The 17438-nt window shown below is 38.8% G+C and carries 15 protein-coding genes and 3 tRNA genes; 1 reads left to right on the forward strand and 17 read right to left on the reverse strand.

Annotated elements, in window-relative coordinates; genetic code table 11:
* Positions 1-360: 360 nt before the first annotated feature.
* The 5 genes from CD004_RS22005 to CD004_RS22025 are packed head-to-tail and all read right to left on the reverse strand — an operon-like array spanning position 361 to position 5234.
* A complete protein-coding gene (locus tag CD004_RS22005) occupies positions 361-945 on the reverse strand; it encodes a serine/threonine protein kinase (RefSeq protein WP_102264719.1) in 585 nt (194 codons plus the stop codon).
* Positions 946-2091 (reverse strand): glycosyltransferase family protein, encoded by a 1146-nt coding sequence (locus CD004_RS22010; protein ID WP_102264720.1) that lies wholly within the window; start codon positions 2089-2091, stop codon positions 946-948.
* Positions 2091-3989, reverse strand: a complete 1899-nt coding sequence (locus CD004_RS22015) for a glycosyltransferase (protein WP_102264721.1) — start codon at positions 3987-3989, stop codon at positions 2091-2093. The genes CD004_RS22010 and CD004_RS22015 overlap by 1 nt, the downstream gene beginning before the upstream one ends.
* Before the next feature lie 17 nt (positions 3990-4006).
* Positions 4007-4612 (reverse strand): serine/threonine protein kinase, encoded by a 606-nt coding sequence (locus CD004_RS22020; protein WP_102264722.1) that lies wholly within the window; start codon positions 4610-4612, stop codon positions 4007-4009.
* Positions 4593-5234 (reverse strand): serine/threonine-protein kinase, encoded by a 642-nt coding sequence (locus CD004_RS22025; RefSeq protein WP_102264723.1) that lies wholly within the window; start codon positions 5232-5234, stop codon positions 4593-4595. Before CD004_RS22025 ends, CD004_RS22020 begins: the two co-directional genes overlap by 20 nt.
* A gap of 302 nt (positions 5235-5536) precedes the next feature.
* Between CD004_RS22025 and galE the strand changes: the two genes are divergently transcribed.
* Positions 5537-6517 carry a UDP-glucose 4-epimerase GalE gene (galE, locus tag CD004_RS22030; RefSeq protein WP_102264724.1) on the forward strand — a complete coding sequence of 327 codons (981 nt, stop codon included), beginning with the start codon at positions 5537-5539 and terminating at the stop codon, positions 6515-6517.
* A 441-nt stretch (positions 6518-6958) separates the two neighbouring features.
* On the opposite strand, the gene rlmH is transcribed toward galE, so the two are convergent.
* From rlmH to CD004_RS22090, 12 genes are all read right to left on the reverse strand, one after another.
* Positions 6959-7438 carry a 23S rRNA (pseudouridine(1915)-N(3))-methyltransferase RlmH gene (gene rlmH, locus CD004_RS22035; RefSeq protein ID WP_102264725.1) on the reverse strand — a complete coding sequence of 160 codons (480 nt, stop codon included), beginning with the start codon at positions 7436-7438 and terminating at the stop codon, positions 6959-6961.
* Positions 7439-7538: 100 nt separating this feature from the next.
* The gene (locus tag CD004_RS22040) at positions 7539-7709 is read right to left on the reverse strand and encodes a CxxH/CxxC protein (RefSeq protein WP_407657642.1); all 171 of its coding nucleotides are present in this window, start codon (positions 7707-7709) and stop codon (positions 7539-7541) included.
* A 121-nt stretch (positions 7710-7830) separates the two neighbouring features.
* The gene (locus tag CD004_RS22045; protein ID WP_102264727.1) at positions 7831-9066 is read right to left on the reverse strand and encodes a S1C family serine protease; all 1236 of its coding nucleotides are present in this window, start codon (positions 9064-9066) and stop codon (positions 7831-7833) included.
* A 202-nt stretch (positions 9067-9268) separates the two neighbouring features.
* Positions 9269-10063, reverse strand: coding sequence for an MBL fold metallo-hydrolase (locus CD004_RS22050; RefSeq protein ID WP_102264728.1), 795 nt, complete (start codon positions 10061-10063; stop codon positions 9269-9271).
* A gap of 6 nt (positions 10064-10069) precedes the next feature.
* Positions 10070-10864 (reverse strand): two-component system regulatory protein YycI, encoded by a 795-nt coding sequence (locus CD004_RS22055; RefSeq protein ID WP_102264729.1) that lies wholly within the window; start codon positions 10862-10864, stop codon positions 10070-10072.
* Positions 10851-12164, reverse strand: a complete 1314-nt coding sequence (locus CD004_RS22060) for a YycH family regulatory protein (RefSeq protein WP_102264730.1) — start codon at positions 12162-12164, stop codon at positions 10851-10853. The genes CD004_RS22055 and CD004_RS22060 overlap by 14 nt, the downstream gene beginning before the upstream one ends.
* Positions 12161-13981 (reverse strand): cell wall metabolism sensor histidine kinase WalK, encoded by a 1821-nt coding sequence (walK, locus tag CD004_RS22065; RefSeq protein WP_102264731.1) that lies wholly within the window; start codon positions 13979-13981, stop codon positions 12161-12163. Before walK ends, CD004_RS22060 begins: the two co-directional genes overlap by 4 nt.
* Before the next feature lie 8 nt (positions 13982-13989).
* The gene (gene yycF / locus CD004_RS22070) at positions 13990-14700 is read right to left on the reverse strand and encodes a response regulator YycF (RefSeq protein ID WP_041965136.1); all 711 of its coding nucleotides are present in this window, start codon (positions 14698-14700) and stop codon (positions 13990-13992) included.
* Positions 14701-14984: 284 nt separating this feature from the next.
* Positions 14985-16466, reverse strand: a complete 1482-nt coding sequence (locus CD004_RS22075) for a M23 family metallopeptidase (protein ID WP_102264732.1) — start codon at positions 16464-16466, stop codon at positions 14985-14987.
* Positions 16467-16850: 384 nt separating this feature from the next.
* Positions 16851-16923 (reverse strand) — tRNA-Phe (locus CD004_RS22080).
* 167 nt (positions 16924-17090) lie between these two features.
* A tRNA-Glu gene (locus tag CD004_RS22085) sits at positions 17091-17162 on the reverse strand.
* A 71-nt stretch (positions 17163-17233) separates the two neighbouring features.
* Positions 17234-17309: transfer RNA gene (locus CD004_RS22090), tRNA-Lys, on the reverse strand.
* Between the last annotated feature and the right edge of the window lie 129 nt (positions 17310-17438).

Here is a 17438-nt window from a genome sequence, read left to right on the forward strand (position 1 = left end):
TTTCTCACTGATGTTATTAGAAAAAACTAAGCAAGATAGGATATTATTGTGCTGAATATCTTATCTTGCTTAGTCAATTTTTTGTAAAGCTGTTCTGAGCAACATTTAGTATTTGTTGTTTAATAAATTAATTTATAGAAGGATGTAAAACATCATGCGTTATTCATAAAATTCTGCCTCTCCAAGTATTTCAGAACTGTTTGGGAAATAGACTTGAGCCAGAGCCATTTTTTCATTCTATTAAAATCAGCACAAAATTTTATTAGTACAGGTGCATCAACAACCATCGATTGTTCCATATGTGTGGTGTATAACTCACATTAAATTGATTATTTAATTACAGATTTCATCATCGTTGAATTAGCAGAATTTTGTCCATTTTTCATAAATCTTAGAATCTAACTGATTAACCTGCTTCATGAATATATCTAATTGTTTCAGTTTTTTTAGACCCTTTATCAAATCTGTGGGAACAGGAGCTTTGTAATTCATGCTATTCACATGGTCAATTACTTTAATTTGATTATTTTCAGTAATAATCAAATGTCTTAAAGGAAGATTAATTCTTTTGAATCCAACCCGTTCCAACTCTTTTGCAATTGTAATGATTTGTTTAGTAAGGTTTTCAGATATACTGCCTTTTTCTTTGAGGTATGTTTTTAGATCTGTTCCTTTAATATAGTCCATAATGATATAATTCGAGCCAATTTCATACACTTTTGGAATAAAAGAAAGTTCTTTGCCAAGGTTGAGTGCGTAGGCTTCTTTCTCTAAGGTCGATTTTTTTTCATAGATTTTAACACATTGCTGCTCGTTCAGTTTAAATACGACTCCTTGTCCTCCTTTTCCAACCAGCTGATATGTTGTCGGATTACTAACTTTAAACTTTTTCTCACCTTTCTTACCGGATATACGTTCAATTTTTATAGATGTGAAGTCCTCCATTTAACCCTTCCCTTCGAAATTCTTGTTTAAATCATTTTGCAAAGTTAACCAAAAGTCTTCAATCGCAACCTCTGATACAAACCGATGTCCGATATTGCGAATTAAGCTGCTCATCTCTTGATAAAATTCAGCATTGGTCAGCTTCTGATAGATTTGAACTATATCATTTTCGTCTTCAACAAAGAGTGGATAATCCTTGCCTAATAAATGTATATTACCAATGGTTTTTGTTGTGATGACCGGCACTCCAAGCGATGCATATTCGAGAATGCGAGTGAGATAGGAATAACTAGGATTCTGATTATTTGTATCATCATAGATCAAAGCTAATCCAATACCTGCCTTTAAGATCAGTTCTTTCGTTTCCCACATCGACATCTGACCATGATTTTTCACTTCTGGGGCTGATATGTGAAGATCAGCCTGCTCTGAAAAATCAGGTGCAACTGATGGATATGCTAGGTGCAAATACACTTCTGAATGGATATTTCGAATCAATTTCATTGCTTGAATGGCAACAGGTAATCCATATCTTGATCTAAGGACTCCTGTCATAGTTAGTTGAGGGGGATTAGACATATAGGGTACTGGATCAGTTATTTGAGATGATTCTATATATTGGGGTAATATTTGTAATTTCTCATCGAGGACATCCTCACGGAATCCTTGCTGAAGTAAATAAGCTTTTAACCTTTCTTTCCAAGGTAATGTTTGCAAAAAAACCATCCGAGAATTTTCAATGACTTTAATAATGTCCTTCATTTCCCCTGAATCATCCAGGTTATAATGAAGCAGTAACACAAGCAGCTTACTCGCCAGGTTTTTATTTTCTTTAATTACCTGTAAAACATCTTCAGAATTTTCCCGGCAACGAATAAAGATATAATCATAGTTTTCTTTCTTATTCAACTTAGAAATCGTTTTTGGCAGCTGCTTTGATTTTATAAAACGAACATGTTTAAACAAAAAATTATCCTGTCCATTTTGAAAATCATAAGGTAAAACACAATCGATTTGAAAATGCTTCTTTGGCTGTGAAAATACAGATGCCATTTTCTGTTCTATTGCTTTTAATAAAATCAAGAATTGAAGAACATCGCCTTTAGGTTTATATTTAGGAAAACTATAGGAAAAACACAACTTCATTACTGATCCTCCCTTAGCAATTCCAAATAAATATTTCTTAGTCCTTCTGCTTGTTTTACTGCATTGAAATTTTGGACGACCCACTTACGCCCTTCTAAACCAATCTCTGACCATTTCTCTGGTTGAGACATCATTTTAAGTAGATTTTTAGCCAAATCAGTCGGATTATTTTCGGCAGCAAGCAGCGCACTTTTCCCTTCAATAACCCCTTCTGGTATACCGCTATGACGTGTAGATACTACCGGTAAACCTACTGCCTGTGCCTCCAAAATTGAAACTGGGAGACCTTCCATATTTCCGTCTTTTCCAGCTACACTCGCTAAACAGAAAATATGAGCTTGATTCAAGATATTTCGTACTTCTGCATGCTGTTGATTACCTGCTAACTGAACGTGGTCTTCAAGCTCCAAGCGTTTGATCTGTTCAATCAGAGCCTGTCGATCCGGACCATCACCAACAATTGTTAATCGAAAATTACTCTTCTTCTTTTTCACTTGTGAAAGAGCTTCTATTAATACATGATGTCCTTTTTTCTCTATTAGTCTACCAACAGATACAATTTCGATAGAATCATTCTTGTCCTTTAATGTACGTGATTGATATTGAAATTGATCGATATCGATGCCTAAGTGAGATACTCTTACTTTTGTCTCTGGGCATCCTAAGGAAAGCAGCTCTTGTCTAATAGCATTAGAAGGGACTAGGAACAGCTCTCCACTGTTAAAAAGCTTTCGATAATCTTCTACTTTATTCTTCGTATAGGGATATTTTCGAGCGTCATATCCATGAACAAAGGTAAGCATCGGAATTCCCAATTCTTCCTTTGCCTGTAGAGCAAAGAGTGCAGACGGACCGAAATGAGCATGCAGCAGATCAACTCGGTTTGTGCTTAATTCATTTGCCAGGTCAGTATTTTTTCTGACTTTTACTAAATGATCAATCGGAAAAATTTCCTCATTTGAGACCTTAGGTGTAAATGCCACATTGTTAAAATCGGAGTTGCGAACAATCTGTTGGTAAACAAACGTTTCCGTAAGCGGAAGATACTCTGTCATAATGTGACCGATCGTCTTTTTATTCGGCACTAGTTTAATCCTAAGCCAGCTTTTCTTTTCACTTTTCTTATTTTGATTAAAAAATATTGGTCTGTACTCGTCTCCCCATTTTTTTAACGTACGAAGCACAAGTTCCTTCTTTATTTCGGCATACTTGTCGATGTTATCATCTGTGGTTAACCTCGTTGAATGGAATCGTGAAAGATTATAGAGGTGTTCGTCCACTTTTCGAAAATTGTATGTTTCAATCAGTTTAAACAAGATACGTCGATCCTCCATAAAACGTCCATTATACTTGTCTTTAACTTCCCATCCACCTATTTTGCGAAGGCATGCTGTACGGTAAAACCTTGGATATACCATTGGGACATAGGTAATTAGGTCATATTTATCCGAGGAATTAAACTCTCTGACCCTTATCAGTTTCCCTTCCTCTAGAGATTCCCATTCTTTATAATTTCCGTAGATTAATGCTGTCGAATCAGGTTCCTTTTCCATGCCTTTAAGCAACCGTTCTAAAGCATTCTTTTCTAGCCAGTCATCACTATCCAACTGAACCATATATTTTGTATCAACTAATTTCAATGCTTGATTCAATACATTACATATCCCGACATTTTGCTCTATTTTAAAATAAGAAAATCTTTCATCATTTAAGATGAGCTCTTTCATCACTTGCTGTGTATTGTCGGTGGATCCATCATCCATTATGATCGCTTTCCATTGTTTGAGACTCTGTTCTTTCAAGCTGTTAATGGCTCTATGGATCATGCCTGCACGATTATAAGTTGGAATGATGACCGTAACTTTTGGGAGATTTTGAACCGCTTCCCTTTTATCCATTTTTTCGCTCCTTTCATTTATATTTGTTCTAAATCAACTGCTTTTCCCCATTCACTATATTGTTCAGGATCAAGTTCCTTAGCGTGATCCAAAAAGGTCTGAAGCAGGCCTATTTTCTTAAGATCCGTAAATAATTCGTTCGGATAGGGCTGAAAATATGAAAACGCGTCCGAATGATCAACGAATTTTAGGACCTCTCCATCCGTAACAATAAAATGTCCTAATTTGCTTTCAATACGTGTAAATCCAACTTTTTTCAATTCTCTATGAATCATTAAAATTTGCTGTGATATGCTTTTGCTTAAATGATTTACTTTCTGCAGGTACTTATACAAAGATGGGCCTTTTATATATTCCATAATGATGTAGTTAGACCCACGTTCATAAAATTCAGGAATAAAAGAATACTTTTTTGCTGCTTCATACGCTTTCATTTCTTTCTCAACAAAGCTTTTCTTAACATAGAATTTGATACATCGGTCATCATCTAACTGAAAAACTGCTCCTTGAACTCCCTTGCCAATCAATCTGAAGTCTGTTGGATTGTTGATAATTAACGTTTTCCTTCCATCACTATCTATCACTCTACTTACACTAATCGATTTAAATTCTTTTTTTTTCATATCCTTCCTTCTCTACGAGTTCAATTTTTTTTTTCGAAAAATCCACGTGTTGTTTCCATTCTGAATACAGATCAGCATCCAGCTTTCTAACATGCTCTAAAAAAACATCTAACAATTTTACTTTTTTAAACTGGTTAAATAGCTGGAGCGGATAAGGTTGATCCTCTGTAAATACCCCTGAATGATCAACAAACTTGAGCTCCTCATTTTCGGTTACAATAATTTGACTTAATTTAAGTTTTATTTTAGTAAACCCAATTTCCTTCATTGCTCTTATACATTCTACAATTTGTCGTGAGTAGTCTTCAGGAAGTGTTTTCTTTTCCTTAATATAGCTGCTTAACTTAACTCCTTTAAAAAACTCCATAATGATATAGTTAGTGCCTACTTCATATACCTTTGGCATAAATCGGAGATTCTTAGCGATTTCCAGAGCCTCCGCTTCTCGTGATGAATCTTTAGGATTTGCACTAACTTTGACACATCGATGTTCATCCAATTGAAAGACTGCCCCTCGTACTCCATGGCCTATTAATTTGTAAGGTGTAGGATTATAAATATTGAGTGTTTTTTTACCTTTCCTTACCACTCTCTCCACCTTTATTAATTCAAAATCGCTCATGATATCCTCCTTCCATAAATTACTGATATTGTATGCAACTTCATACTTTTCGAAATGGTTCAATCGTACATTTATCTTGTATGTAGACGAAAATAGATTCATGGTTCAATTTTTCTTGAGGAAATAACCAATCAAGTGTTGTTTGAATACGACATGATATTAAAAGATCAAATAATAATTACACCATTACTAGTTGTCATATCAATTTTAGAGACTGTATAAAATAAATTGTTAAGAGTGATTTAACATTATAAAATCAGTACGTTTATGCTATTGAATGAGATCATGAGGGGTGACTATATATGGCGATTTTAATCACAGGTGGAGCAGGTTATATTGGCTCACACACAGTGAAATACTTTTTAGATCAAAATGAGGAAGTTGTCGTTGTAGATAATTTGCAGAGTGGGCATAGGAATGCAATAAGTACAAATTCTTTTTATCAAATAGATCTTAGGGATAAAGGTGCTCTAGATCAAGTGTTTAAGACACATAATATTGAAGCAGTGATACATTTTGCGGCAAACTCCTTAGTTGGTGAAAGTATGGATAAACCCTTTGAATACTACCATAATAATGTTTATGGATTAATGTGTCTTCTAGAAGTCATGAAAGATCATAATGTCAGCAAAGTTGTTTTTTCATCAACAGCTGCTATCTATGGTGAGCCAAAGATCCTTCCTATTTTAGAAGAAGCTGAAGCAAACCCAACTAATACCTATGGTGAAACCAAACTTGTAATGGAGAGAATGATGAAATGGTTTGAGCAAGGGTATGGAATTAAATATGTTTCTCTTAGATACTTTAATGCAGCAGGTGCACATGAAAGTGGAATGATTGGAGAGGTTCATGATCCTGAAACACATTTAGTCCCACTTATTCTTCAAGTTCCATTGAATAAACGGGAAAAAATATATATTTTTGGTGATGATTATCCAACAAAAGATGGCACTTGTATAAGAGATTATATTCATGTCATGGATTTAGCTTCTGCACATTATTTAGCTTTAGAGTATTTAAGAAAAGATAACCCAAGTGATATCTTTAACCTGGGAAATGGAAATGGTTATTCTGTAAAAGAAGTCATTGATATAACAAGAAAAGTAACAGGGCATTCTATACCTGCTGAAATTAAAGATAGAAGAGCAGGAGACCCAGCAATTTTAATAGCTTCATCCAAAAAGGCTAAAAACATATTAGGCTGGACACCTAAGTATCACTCATTGGAAAAGATTATCCAGGATGCATGGAAATGGCATAGTAACAACCCAAGTGGTTATTAAACTACAAATATTATTTTTTCACCTTTGATAATGATTTCTATAACAGGAATTGTGTCAGTACATGGAAACACTCATTCTGCTGGACCTGCCCCAACTGCACCAAAAGGTGACGACTACGTTTTCAATCGATTACGAGTTTACTATACTAGATAAATAATAGAAGCTGTTTCTTCTGGGAACCCACTTAAATACGGCTAAGAAACTCGTAAATAAAGAGTATTCGTGAGATGTTAAACTGAAGGAGTTGGTTATTGATTCTTGTTAAGTAAAATATGATTTCATTTCCTGTTTCTTTATAATTGTTGGGAAGAAACGCATTAACCATCTTTAAAGCTTTCTTTTCACAGTAATAAAGACAAAAGGAGCCTAATATAAATTAGACTCCTGCATCTACGAGGGAAAGATATATTCTATTTGCTTTTTAATTTAAAAAAACTTCATTTACTTATGGTACGGTTCTCCCCGATTAATCCGGAAAGCCCGATATACTTGCTCTACTAAAATAAGCCTCATCAGCTGGTGCGGAAAGGTCATCTTAGAAAACGACAATTGCTCGTCTGCTCTCTTTAAAATTTCGTCGCTCAGTCCGAGTGATCCGCCGATGACGAAGGCAATTTTGCTTTTGCCGTATGTGGCGAGTTTATCGAGGGTGTCTGCGAGTTCTTCGGAGGATTTAAGCTTGCCATTGATGGCAAGCGCGATGACATATGTATCCATACCGATTTTCGAAAGGATCCTCTCACCTTCTTTTTGCTTTACCTGGACCATTTCCGTTTCACTTAGTTCTTCTGGCGCTTTTTCATCTGGTACTTCGATGACTTCTACTTTTGCATAGCTTCCGAGTCGTTTTAGGTACTCCTCTATCCCCTGTTTCAGGTATTTTTCTTTTAATTTACCAACCGTCACGATTGAGATATTCACAGTCATCCCCACTTTACAAACAGATTACAAACAGTTTACAAACAAGATATCCACAATAGTTATCCACATATTCACATCGCTATCCACATTTAGTAGGCGATCATTCGTTCGCCACAATATATACAGCAAGTTGTCCACAGTATCCACAGACAAACTCCGACTTATCAACAGACTCTAACTTTGTTAATTGTGGAGCTACCTCAAACTCATCAACCGCTTCATCCAGTGCTAATTCTACATGCTCACTGCAGCAATATTTCATAATCTTCATCCTTTCCGCTTCTTTTTATATGATTATCATTTGCTTAAATTCACTTTAAAATTTATCCACAATGACCATTTTAACACAAAAAAACAGGAAGCATTCCGCCTCCTGTCATTATCCACAACCACTATAATGTTTCTCCGCCTAGCTTCATTGTTGTTTCTTCCAGCTGGCCATTACGATAAAACTTGACTTGCATATCATCGCCAACCTTCTTTTTATTGTAAAGGTGCTTGCGCAGATCCACAACATCTCGGATTTCCTCGCCATCCATTTCCACAATGACGTCATACTCCTGCAATCCAGCCTGAGCTGCAGGAGAATTTGGCTGTACGCCTCTAACTGCGACACCATAGTTAATTTCCTTCGGCAGCTTCAACGTGTTTTCCTGGTGGTATGCTGAGATTTCATTTACGGAAGCTAATTCTACACCCATGAATGGACGTTTTACTTCCCCAGTCTTCTCTAAGTCTTCAATAATTGGTGCAGCATAATTAATGGGAATAGATAATCCAATTCCTTCTACAGCACTCTGGGCAATTTTCATAGAGTTTATGCCTATCACCTGGCCTTCTATATTGATCAAGGCCCCTCCGCTATTGCCAGGGTTAATCGCTGCATCAGTCTGTAAAACTTCTGCCTGCCAATCAGGAGTTCCATCCTGATTGATATCGACCGGAATCGCACGTTCTAAACCAGAGATGATTCCCTGTGTAACAGAACCTGAAAAAGTAAGTCCGAGTGGATTACCAATCGCAATGACTGGCTCACCAGGCTTCAGCTTATCAGAGTTGCCAAATTCGGCTACAACTTTAATTTCGTCAGCCGGTACCTCCAACACAGCCAAATCAGTCCAGATATCACTTCCTAAAAGCTTGGCAGGAATTTTCGTACCATCACTCAGGCTGACCTCAAGTTCAGAGGCTTCCGCCACGACATGGTGGTTTGTGACAATATAGGCTTTATCTCCGGCCTTTTTATAAACGACGCCAGAACCTGTTCCGCCTGATTCCTGAGATTCGCCCCAGAAGCTTGTGCTCCCCTGGATATTTGTAATGCCGACTACTGCATCTCCAGCCTTGTCGACTGCTTCGGTAATTTGCGAGTAAACATCAATCGATACATTTTTTTTAGTGATATCACCTTCTTCATTTTCTTCAGCAGGCTCTTCGTCAGTTGCCGCTGTTTGATTATGAGGTTCAATTTTGTATGGCAGCACATCCAAGTTAGATAATAAGGGAATCGAGAAGATCACCAATAATGCACCTATGATTGCGCCTGCCAGACTGGCCCAGAAAAAGCCGCCTTTCCTGCTGTTTTGCGGTTTATACCTGCTTTGATAATCCTGATCATAATAACCCAATGTCCACCAATCCTTTCATTGACCAATAGATACGTTAGTTATTCTTATACAGATTATTATACTATCAGTGAAGAAAATTTCTAAATCATAAGTCTCTCATTTTCCTTTTGAAAATGGCTACCCTGAAAGTAAAAAGGAGCAAAAGCACTCAACCCCTGAATGCCTTTACTCCTTTACCTATAAATTCATTGCCATAAACTAGCTAAATTGCTGTCAAAGGTGTTGGAGTCTTCGGATCTGTATCAAGCAAATCGAACTGCTCTCCCACCAGGATGCCCCGGTCTCCCAGGGTCTGGGTGACTGACATCCTTGCAAGGTCCTTCATATTGTTATCCGCGCTTAAATGAGCTAGATAAATCCGTTTCGTATTCTCCCCTGCAACTTCACTCATCGCGACTGCAGCATCCTCATTCGAGACATGACCGTAATCACTCAAGATACGGCGCTTGACGCTCCACGGATATCTCCCCATCCTCAGCATCTGGACGTCATGATTGCTTTCGAAAACATAAGCGTCCGCATTAGAAATGATTCCTTTCATACGGTCGCTGACATAGCCTGTGTCTGTGATTAGCACCAGCTTCTTGCCGTCTTTATGGAACACGTAGAACATCGGCTCAGCCGCGTCATGTGAGACACCGAAGGATTCTATGTCCAATCCGCCAAAAGTTTTAACGGTCTCCATGTCAAAAGAGAACTTCTGCTCAAGCGGGACTTCCCCAATCAATCCATCCATCGCTTTCCATGTTTTTTCATTCGCATAGATTGGCAGTTTGTATTTACGGGCAACGATTCCTATGCCTTTTATATGATCGCTATGTTCATGCGTCACTAATATTCCAGAGAGGTCTTTCATTTCTCGGCCAATTTGCTTGAATAAAGCCTCCATTTGTTTGCCGCTCAATCCGGCATCCACCAAAAAGGACTGGCCCTCCGTCTCCACATAGATCGCATTTCCCGTACTCCCGCTGGCGAGAACACTAAAATGCAAACTCATATCTCTTCACTCCGTAATTGTATTTTCTTTATCCGACAAGGAGAGCACTCGACCTTCGAATGCATGTACAAAAAGATTTTCCTTGCCATTGACTTCTATCCTCCACGTTGGTGTCACTACATGGGATGATGTGAGGTTAACAAGTGTCGAATACCCTAACTCGAAATCGGTAATTTTACTCTTTGGTTTGAGCAAACCTTTTTTATATAGAGTTTCCAGCGCCCTTAATGGCGGCAGCAACTCTTCTGCATCCGACAGTTCATCGATGATCTCCAAATACGTTTGCTTATACGAAGTCACTTCATTATCTTCATTGAAAAAGAAAGTTAGTTTCGCATTGCTGTTATAGTAGAACGTTTTACTATCATGCTCTTGATAATACGTAATGGTTCCTGTCTCATCATTTTTGCTCCAGAACTTATACTGTTCACCGGCAAAAATATTTGCTTTTATGAAATCAGACAGTTCAGCCGGCTGGAACTTGCTCGTCAATTTGAACGGCTTTTCAAGCTTGGCTTCAATCGACGTGCCATCTCCCAGACTGACAGACTGTCCCTTGACCTTCTCCGTTTCCTCGGAGGTGAACACCTTGGCTCTTACACTAAGATACTGTTCTTTCTTTTTTGTGTCAGGGAGTTCGCCATAGGTGATATCGTCATTTCTCAGCTTTTCCTCAAGGGTCGCTTCCTTCAGAATTTCATATTGGGTCGCATCCCTCGTGTTCATGAACTGGTACACGAGATATATATCCAGGACGAGGAAGGTGAGAATAAAGATTGTCTTGATTCTACTCCAATCCATTATTCAATTCCTCCTCCCATATGAGCTGACGCCACTCCTGATCGTATAAATAAAACCAGCCAGGCTCCAGCAGGATTAACGAATTTTCTGGTCCCTCGGTCATATAATAGCCAGGCATAAGATTTTGCAACAGCTCCGGCCTAAAGTCCTTCTTGCTTTGCAGGTATTCCAGCGCTTCATATCCAGACGGCAATGTCTTGGTGACAACATCCGGATTCAATGGCAGCTCGAGATGGAACCCCGGGCGTACATATCTGCTGATTTCCGATTGTTTCCAATGTTGATAGATCTCTGACATCCCTATCTGATTGAAAACAGGATAACCTTCCTTGCTGTAAAGACGGAAAAGAACATTCTGGTTAAAATCATCTTTATAAACATAACGATAAGGTTCCGTCCAGCCACCATGATTATTAACAAACTCGATACTCTTCTGGAGAACATTGTTGGTGCCGATGACTGAATCGCCACTCCTGACAGGATTCACGTAGTTAATCATATTTGTATCGGTGTCAACGATCATCTTACTGGCATCATCCGTATATTCCTCAATTCCATCGACTATACTGCGCTGTACAAAGCTCGGGTCTGTGAACAAAGCTTCTTTAAATTGTTCAGATTCAAGGGGATTCTGGTAATAAGTGTGCAGAACCATCTTCACTTTTTCAGTTGGCAGGTAAATCTTCTTGATATCGGAAACAGTATGAAGAAAATAAGGCGTCAGCCTTTTTGCAGAATCATAAAAATGATTCGTAAAATCATTTATATAGGAAGGACTGACATTGCTGACATAGGCTTCCTGATTTTTCTGCGAAAAGAAATAGACAATCCCTTCCTGCTTTTGCTGGGTTTCTGAATTAATGATGATCCGGTCGAAATCAAATTTCGGCATATCCTTTTCATCAATATTCAGGACCCTTTTATATAGTTCAATCGGCACTTCATCTGGGAAAATAACTTCGGTATTCTCCCCCTGAGCAATCTTCTCATTAAATTCACTGATCCGCCCAGGGTACTTTTCGATATCAAAATACTTCCATCTTGAAATAACTCCGATTACATCATCAATATAGCCATTGTCTACCGAACCAAACTGTTTACCATTCACATGGTAGATCACCTGATGGGGCTTGACTATTTTTTTGATTTCCTTCTGTGTTGCTATGCTTATATCTTCAAAAGTCTTTTGATTGTTAACAACCTCATAATCTGGTTGATACGTCCAAATATTCCACGTTAAAAAGCCACTTAGAATAACAAGAAATGTTAAAATACCTGTTTTAATATTTTCATATGTCATGACCAATCATCCTCTGCACTGCGGTCATAAGGAAGTGTAAATTGAACAGTTGTTCCTTTGCCTTCCACGCTTTCTGCCCATATCTTTCCCCCGTGGGCATTGACCATTTCCCTGGCAATAGCCAGCCCTAACCCTGTACCGCCTAGTTTGCGGGTCCTGGCTTTATCGACACGGTAGAAACGATCGAAAATTTTATCAAGGTTATCTTTCGGGATGCCAACGCCTTCATCAGAAATGCTTGCAACAATCTGATCATCCAGTTCTTTCACTTTGAATGTAATCGTGCCGCCCTCTGGTGAATATTTCATGGCATTAGAAATGATATTATCGAGCACTTGCGTTATTTTGTCTTCATCTATTTCTACAAAAATCGCATTCTCCGTGATTTCCCTTTTGAAAGAAACATTTTGTTCCTTCGTCATTTCGAATCGGTCAATGATCCTGTTAAAAAAGACCGGGAAGTTGACCCATTCCTTTGATAGACGATAATCCACACTGTCAAGTTTTGATAGCTGCAGCAAATCGTTGACAAGCCGGATCATCCGCTCTGTTTCTCCTCTGGTTGTCTCAAGGAAGTTTGGAGCGATTTCCTCATCCCTCCACGCTCCTTCAGCCAGCGCCTCCAGATAGCTGCGCATCGTTGTCAGCGGAGTCCGCAATTCATGGGAAACATTCGCAACGAATTCCCGTCTCTCCATATCAATTTTTTCTTGTTCTGTAATATCATACAGGACTGCAATCAATCCATTTACAAAGCCGCTTTCCTTCTGTATGACCGAAAAGTTTGCCCGAAGGATGAATGGCTTGCTCTTAGTACTGTAATCCAGAACAATCGAGTCTTTCTCCTGAAGCAAATCATCAAAAGTATAATTCTCATCCAGTCCAAGTACAGAAACTAACGGCTGCGACAGCACTGTTTCACGTGGAACACCCAGCATCTGTGTCGCAGGGTCATTGATCAGGATGATGCGTCCTTTACGATCTGTCGAAATGACACCGTCAGTCATATAAGAAATGACTGAGGAAAGCTTCCTTTTCTCTCCTTCTGTTGTGGCCTGTGCTTCCTGCAGTTTTTTCGTCAGATTGTTAAAGGTGATCGCCAGTTGACCGATTTCATCGTAACCATAGACCTTAACCTTCCTGGAAAAATTGCCGCGCGTCATCGCCAGTGCCTGTTTACGCATATCTGAAATCGGCCTCGTAATCGTCTGTGCAAGCAAGACTCCCAAAATGGCTGTAAAAATCAGGGCAATGGCTGTTCCGGTAGCGAGGATTGTATTGATATCATTCATCTGGTCAAAGATATCATTAATATTGGCAACCAGATAGACAGCGGCAATCGCTTCACCGTTATGCATGATAGGTGTTGAAAGAACCCAAACTCTTTCGTTCGCTTTCAACTGGATGACGTCTTCATCTTCTCCAGTGATGATCGAACGCTTAATCTTGACGTCAGGAGTCCTCTGTCCCACCATCCCCTGATTGCTAAGGCTTGATGTCCCCAGTATTTTAAAACTGCTCCCGTCAACTACCCGGATTTCAGAAATATCATTAGGCTTATAGTCCATTAAAATCTGCCTAATTGCTTCCTCTTTCGTGGGGTCTTCCTTCCCGCGCTCCTTCACCAGCTCTTCCTGTATATCATAAACCAGCAGGTCCACTCGGGATTTTACAGATTCCTGGTAATTCGTCATCAGGGTCGTCTCAAGTTTGCGGACAAAGTAAACTCCGATGATTTGCATCGCAACGAGAATAAGCAGGACATATATAATCACAAATTTAAGATGAATTGATCGAAAGAAACCTACCTTTTTCATCCCTGGCCTTACTCCTGCTCAGAGTTTCTGAGATAATAGCCTACTCCTCGTCTTGTCACGATCCACGTCGGATGGCTCGGGTTATCCTCGATCTTTTCACGCAAACGCCTTACAGTTACGTCAACCGTACGGACATCTCCATAATAGTCATAGCCCCAAACTGTTTGCAGAAGGTGCTCCCTTGTCATAACTTGTCCAATATGCTTGGCAAGGTAGTGAAGAAGCTCAAATTCACGGTGCGTCAATTCAATCGTCTCTCCTCTTTTGGAGACAACATATGCATCAGGGTGGATAGTCAATGAGCCAACCGTAATTTCATTCGACTCCTCTTGCTCATCTTCTCTGATTGCATTCTGCTGATGGCGGCGCAGGTTCGCTTTTACTCTTGCAATCAATTCCCTTGTGCTGAATGGCTTCGTGACATAGTCATCGGCTCCTAGCTCAAGTCCGAGCACCTTATCAATTTCAGAGTCTTTAGCAGTAAGCATTATAATCGGCATTTCGTATTTTTTGCGGACCTCACGACAGACTTCCATGCCATCACGCATCGGCAGCATGATATCCAGCAGGATTAAATCTGGCTGAATTTCCTCTACCATTTCAACTGCCTGGTTTCCATCATACGCACAGTAAACATCGTAACCCTCTTTTTTTAGATTGAACTGCAGAATATCTGCAATTGGTTTCTCATCGTCTACTACCAGGATTTTTTTCTCCATACCAATTCTCCTTTAAAGTTCAAATTCATCTATCGTCTTGTATTAATCTTCTCTTTAATAAAAATGCTATCTTATCTATTTTACTGTAAATCAGACAAAAACTGAATTTTTCTGTCATATACCTTTTATTCTTCTCTTCCCAATTGTACCAATCCTGCCCATAACAATAAAATAACTGACTTTTTTGATTGGGTGCAGCCTATATACCATTATTTTAAGACAACCTTAATGAAAAAAGTCTCTAGTTTGACTAGAGACTTTCATTGAAATTGAAATGAACTTGATTACCTATTTACTTTAGATAAAGGATCAATGTTTCTGCCATTTTGGAAAACTTCGAAATGAAGGTGGATTCCTGTGGAATTACCTGTCCTTCCCATAACACCTATTTTCGAACCACGAGAAACTGACTGGCCTACACTTACTGAGATGGATGCAAGGTGAGCATACATTGTGCGATAGCCGTTTTGATGATCAATAATGATTTTGTTTCCATATCCATCGCCTTTGTTACCAGCGTATATTACTTTCCCATTATCAGCGGCCTTGATTGTGTAGTTGCTTGGCCTTGCGATATCAATTCCTTTATGCATCCTGTTCCAGCGGTAGCCCTGGCGGCTGGATATATATCCGCCATTTGTTGGCCAGACGAAAGTACCATCTCCGCGTGAAGGAACAACCTTTGTTCCTTTGACGATGATTTCCTTCACAGGCTCCTTAAGTATAGCTTCTTTAATGACTTCCTTCTTAGTTACCCTGCCATTTTGTTCAGTTAGCGTGGAGGTGACGCCCTTCATACCAACCTGGCCTTCCTGCTTCGTTTTCGTATCGCCCTTGAACATGGAATCATCTTTAATGACTTCTTTTTGGTAAGCCACTTCTTCCTCAGCATAAACCTGGCGGTCGACAACGACCTCAACAAAAGGCTTCAAGAATGTAACATTCAATTCCTGTCCTGGTTTTAATACAACGTCTTCAGTAAGACCTTCATTTAAAGAAAGTAATTCAGCAAGCGTAAGGTTATGTGAATTCGCAATGCTTCCTAACACATCCCCTTCTTGAACCTGATACTTCTTTTCCTCTAGAGTACCCTTTTTAAGAAGCTGGACAGCTTCTTCTACAGAAAGTACTTTTTCAGGATCAACTTTTTCTTCAGAATGTGAAACTTCCTGAGTGAAATAAGCGTCTAATATACGAGTTTCATTTTCTTTCACTTCGGGTAGTAGTAGATTAGGAGATTCTTTTCTACTCTCCACTTCAGCCAATTCTTCTTCAGTAATGTATTGAAGCATTAATGTCTTAAGGACTTCATTTGCCGCTTCTTGATCTTTAACATAAGCAATAGGCTTTTCATTGATGACAAGAGCCGATGCTTCAGCCTGGACAGTCAATTCATCTTTAAGTACTTCTAATACTTCACTTGTATTTGCATTGGCAGCTGAGCTGAACACCTGCTCAGGAACAAAAGATACGTCTAAGCCAAGCTCGACATCAAGGTCTTCATATTCCTTCTCGACAGATGCCAACTTATCTTCCACCAGCTGTTCTACTTGTGCTTTATCGGTTACAGTTCCTACAAATTTATTATTTACATAAACATGGTACATAGTTGTTAAGTCTGAATCAGCCGCAAGTGCAGCATTTCCTGCACCAAAAGACAACGCAGCTACAGTTACTGCTGCCATGATTGACTTTTTTATTGCTGGCTTCATCTCTCTAGATGTTTTGCCGGCAAGATTGGACAGCCTATGTTTTAAATTATTCATCCTGATCCTCCTACAACGGTCAAAAACTATTAGTCTAGTTCTAAATAACTATTATCTGATAATTGTACCTTTATACTTTACCATATAATGTATCGATGGGAAGACTAGTCTTCATTATGTAACAAAAATGTATAATAGCTGACATTTTATTACGATATTTGTCAGTTAAATGGAATTCAGTATCGGAAGATTTTCCTATTCTTTTTATAAAAAATGAGCAAAAAACCTAGTAATATCAGGGTATCCTCCTACTTTGGGAGCATAATTATTGAACAATGTTGTTAATAGCAACACAAACATGTTAAAAATAGGAAGTTTATCGTTATGTTACATAAATGTTACAAAAAAAAGAGAGCATGTCATATGACACGCTCCCTTTTTTAATGGCTCAGGACGGAATCGAACCGCCGACACAAGGATTTTCAGTCCTTTGCTCTACCGACTGAGCTACTGAGCCAAGATAAAAATAGTACCCTAATCTTTATTTAGTTTAAGGCCTTTGCTCGAATGACCTTACGGTCTTTCTCGCAGGTTGCCATTCGAAGCAAAGTCGAGGATGTGAGCAACCTGCTCTACCGACTAAGCCATGATAATACTCAATTAAATATGTAATAAAGTGTAAAGTGACCCCTACGGGATTCGAACCCGTGTTACCGCCGTGAAAGGGCGGTGTCTTAACCGCTTGACCAAGGGGCCATATATTAAGTTGATCCTTTTTCACTGATGCAAGGTTAAGAAGGATTATTTTCGCTGTCGCGAAAAAAACTTGGTGAGCCATGAAGGACTCGAACCTTCGACCCTCTGATTAAAAGTCAGATGCTCTACCGACTGAGCTAATGGCTCGTATATATACAAAAACTATCACTTTTTGTCGAATCAGTGACAACGTTGTTTATATTACCATAGCATTTTATTGTTTGTATATATTTTTTTGAAATATTTTTTGCTTTTTCATTTTTTTATTTGTAATTA

The organism is Mesobacillus jeotgali, from assembly GCF_002874535.1.
Lineage (GTDB): Bacteria > Bacillota > Bacilli > Bacillales > Cytobacillaceae > Mesobacillus > Mesobacillus jeotgali.

Coding starts and splice junctions, on each gene's coding strand:
- CD004_RS22005 (WP_102264719.1), bottom strand. CDS start 945: ATGGAGGACTTCACATCTATAAAAATTGAACGTATATCCGGTAAGAAA.
- CD004_RS22010 (WP_102264720.1), bottom strand. CDS start 2,091: ATGAAGTTGTGTTTTTCCTATAGTTTTCCTAAATATAAACCTAAAGGC.
- CD004_RS22015 (WP_102264721.1), bottom strand. CDS start 3,989: ATGGATAAAAGGGAAGCGGTTCAAAATCTCCCAAAAGTTACGGTCATC.
- CD004_RS22020 (WP_102264722.1), bottom strand. CDS start 4,612: ATGAAAAAAAAAGAATTTAAATCGATTAGTGTAAGTAGAGTGATAGAT.
- CD004_RS22025 (WP_102264723.1), bottom strand. CDS start 5,234: ATGAGCGATTTTGAATTAATAAAGGTGGAGAGAGTGGTAAGGAAAGGT.
- galE (WP_102264724.1), top strand. CDS start 5,537: ATGGCGATTTTAATCACAGGTGGAGCAGGTTATATTGGCTCACACACA.
- CD004_RS22040 (WP_407657642.1), bottom strand. CDS start 7,709: ATGAAGATTATGAAATATTGCTGCAGTGAGCATGTAGAATTAGCACTG.
- CD004_RS22050 (WP_102264728.1), bottom strand. CDS start 10,063: ATGAGTTTGCATTTTAGTGTTCTCGCCAGCGGGAGTACGGGAAATGCG.
- CD004_RS22055 (WP_102264729.1), bottom strand. CDS start 10,864: ATGGATTGGAGTAGAATCAAGACAATCTTTATTCTCACCTTCCTCGTC.
- CD004_RS22060 (WP_102264730.1), bottom strand. CDS start 12,164: ATGACATATGAAAATATTAAAACAGGTATTTTAACATTTCTTGTTATT.
- walK (WP_102264731.1), bottom strand. CDS start 13,981: ATGAAAAAGGTAGGTTTCTTTCGATCAATTCATCTTAAATTTGTGATT.
- yycF (WP_041965136.1), bottom strand. CDS start 14,700: ATGGAGAAAAAAATCCTGGTAGTAGACGATGAGAAACCAATTGCAGAT.
- CD004_RS22075 (WP_102264732.1), bottom strand. CDS start 16,466: ATGAATAATTTAAAACATAGGCTGTCCAATCTTGCCGGCAAAACATCT.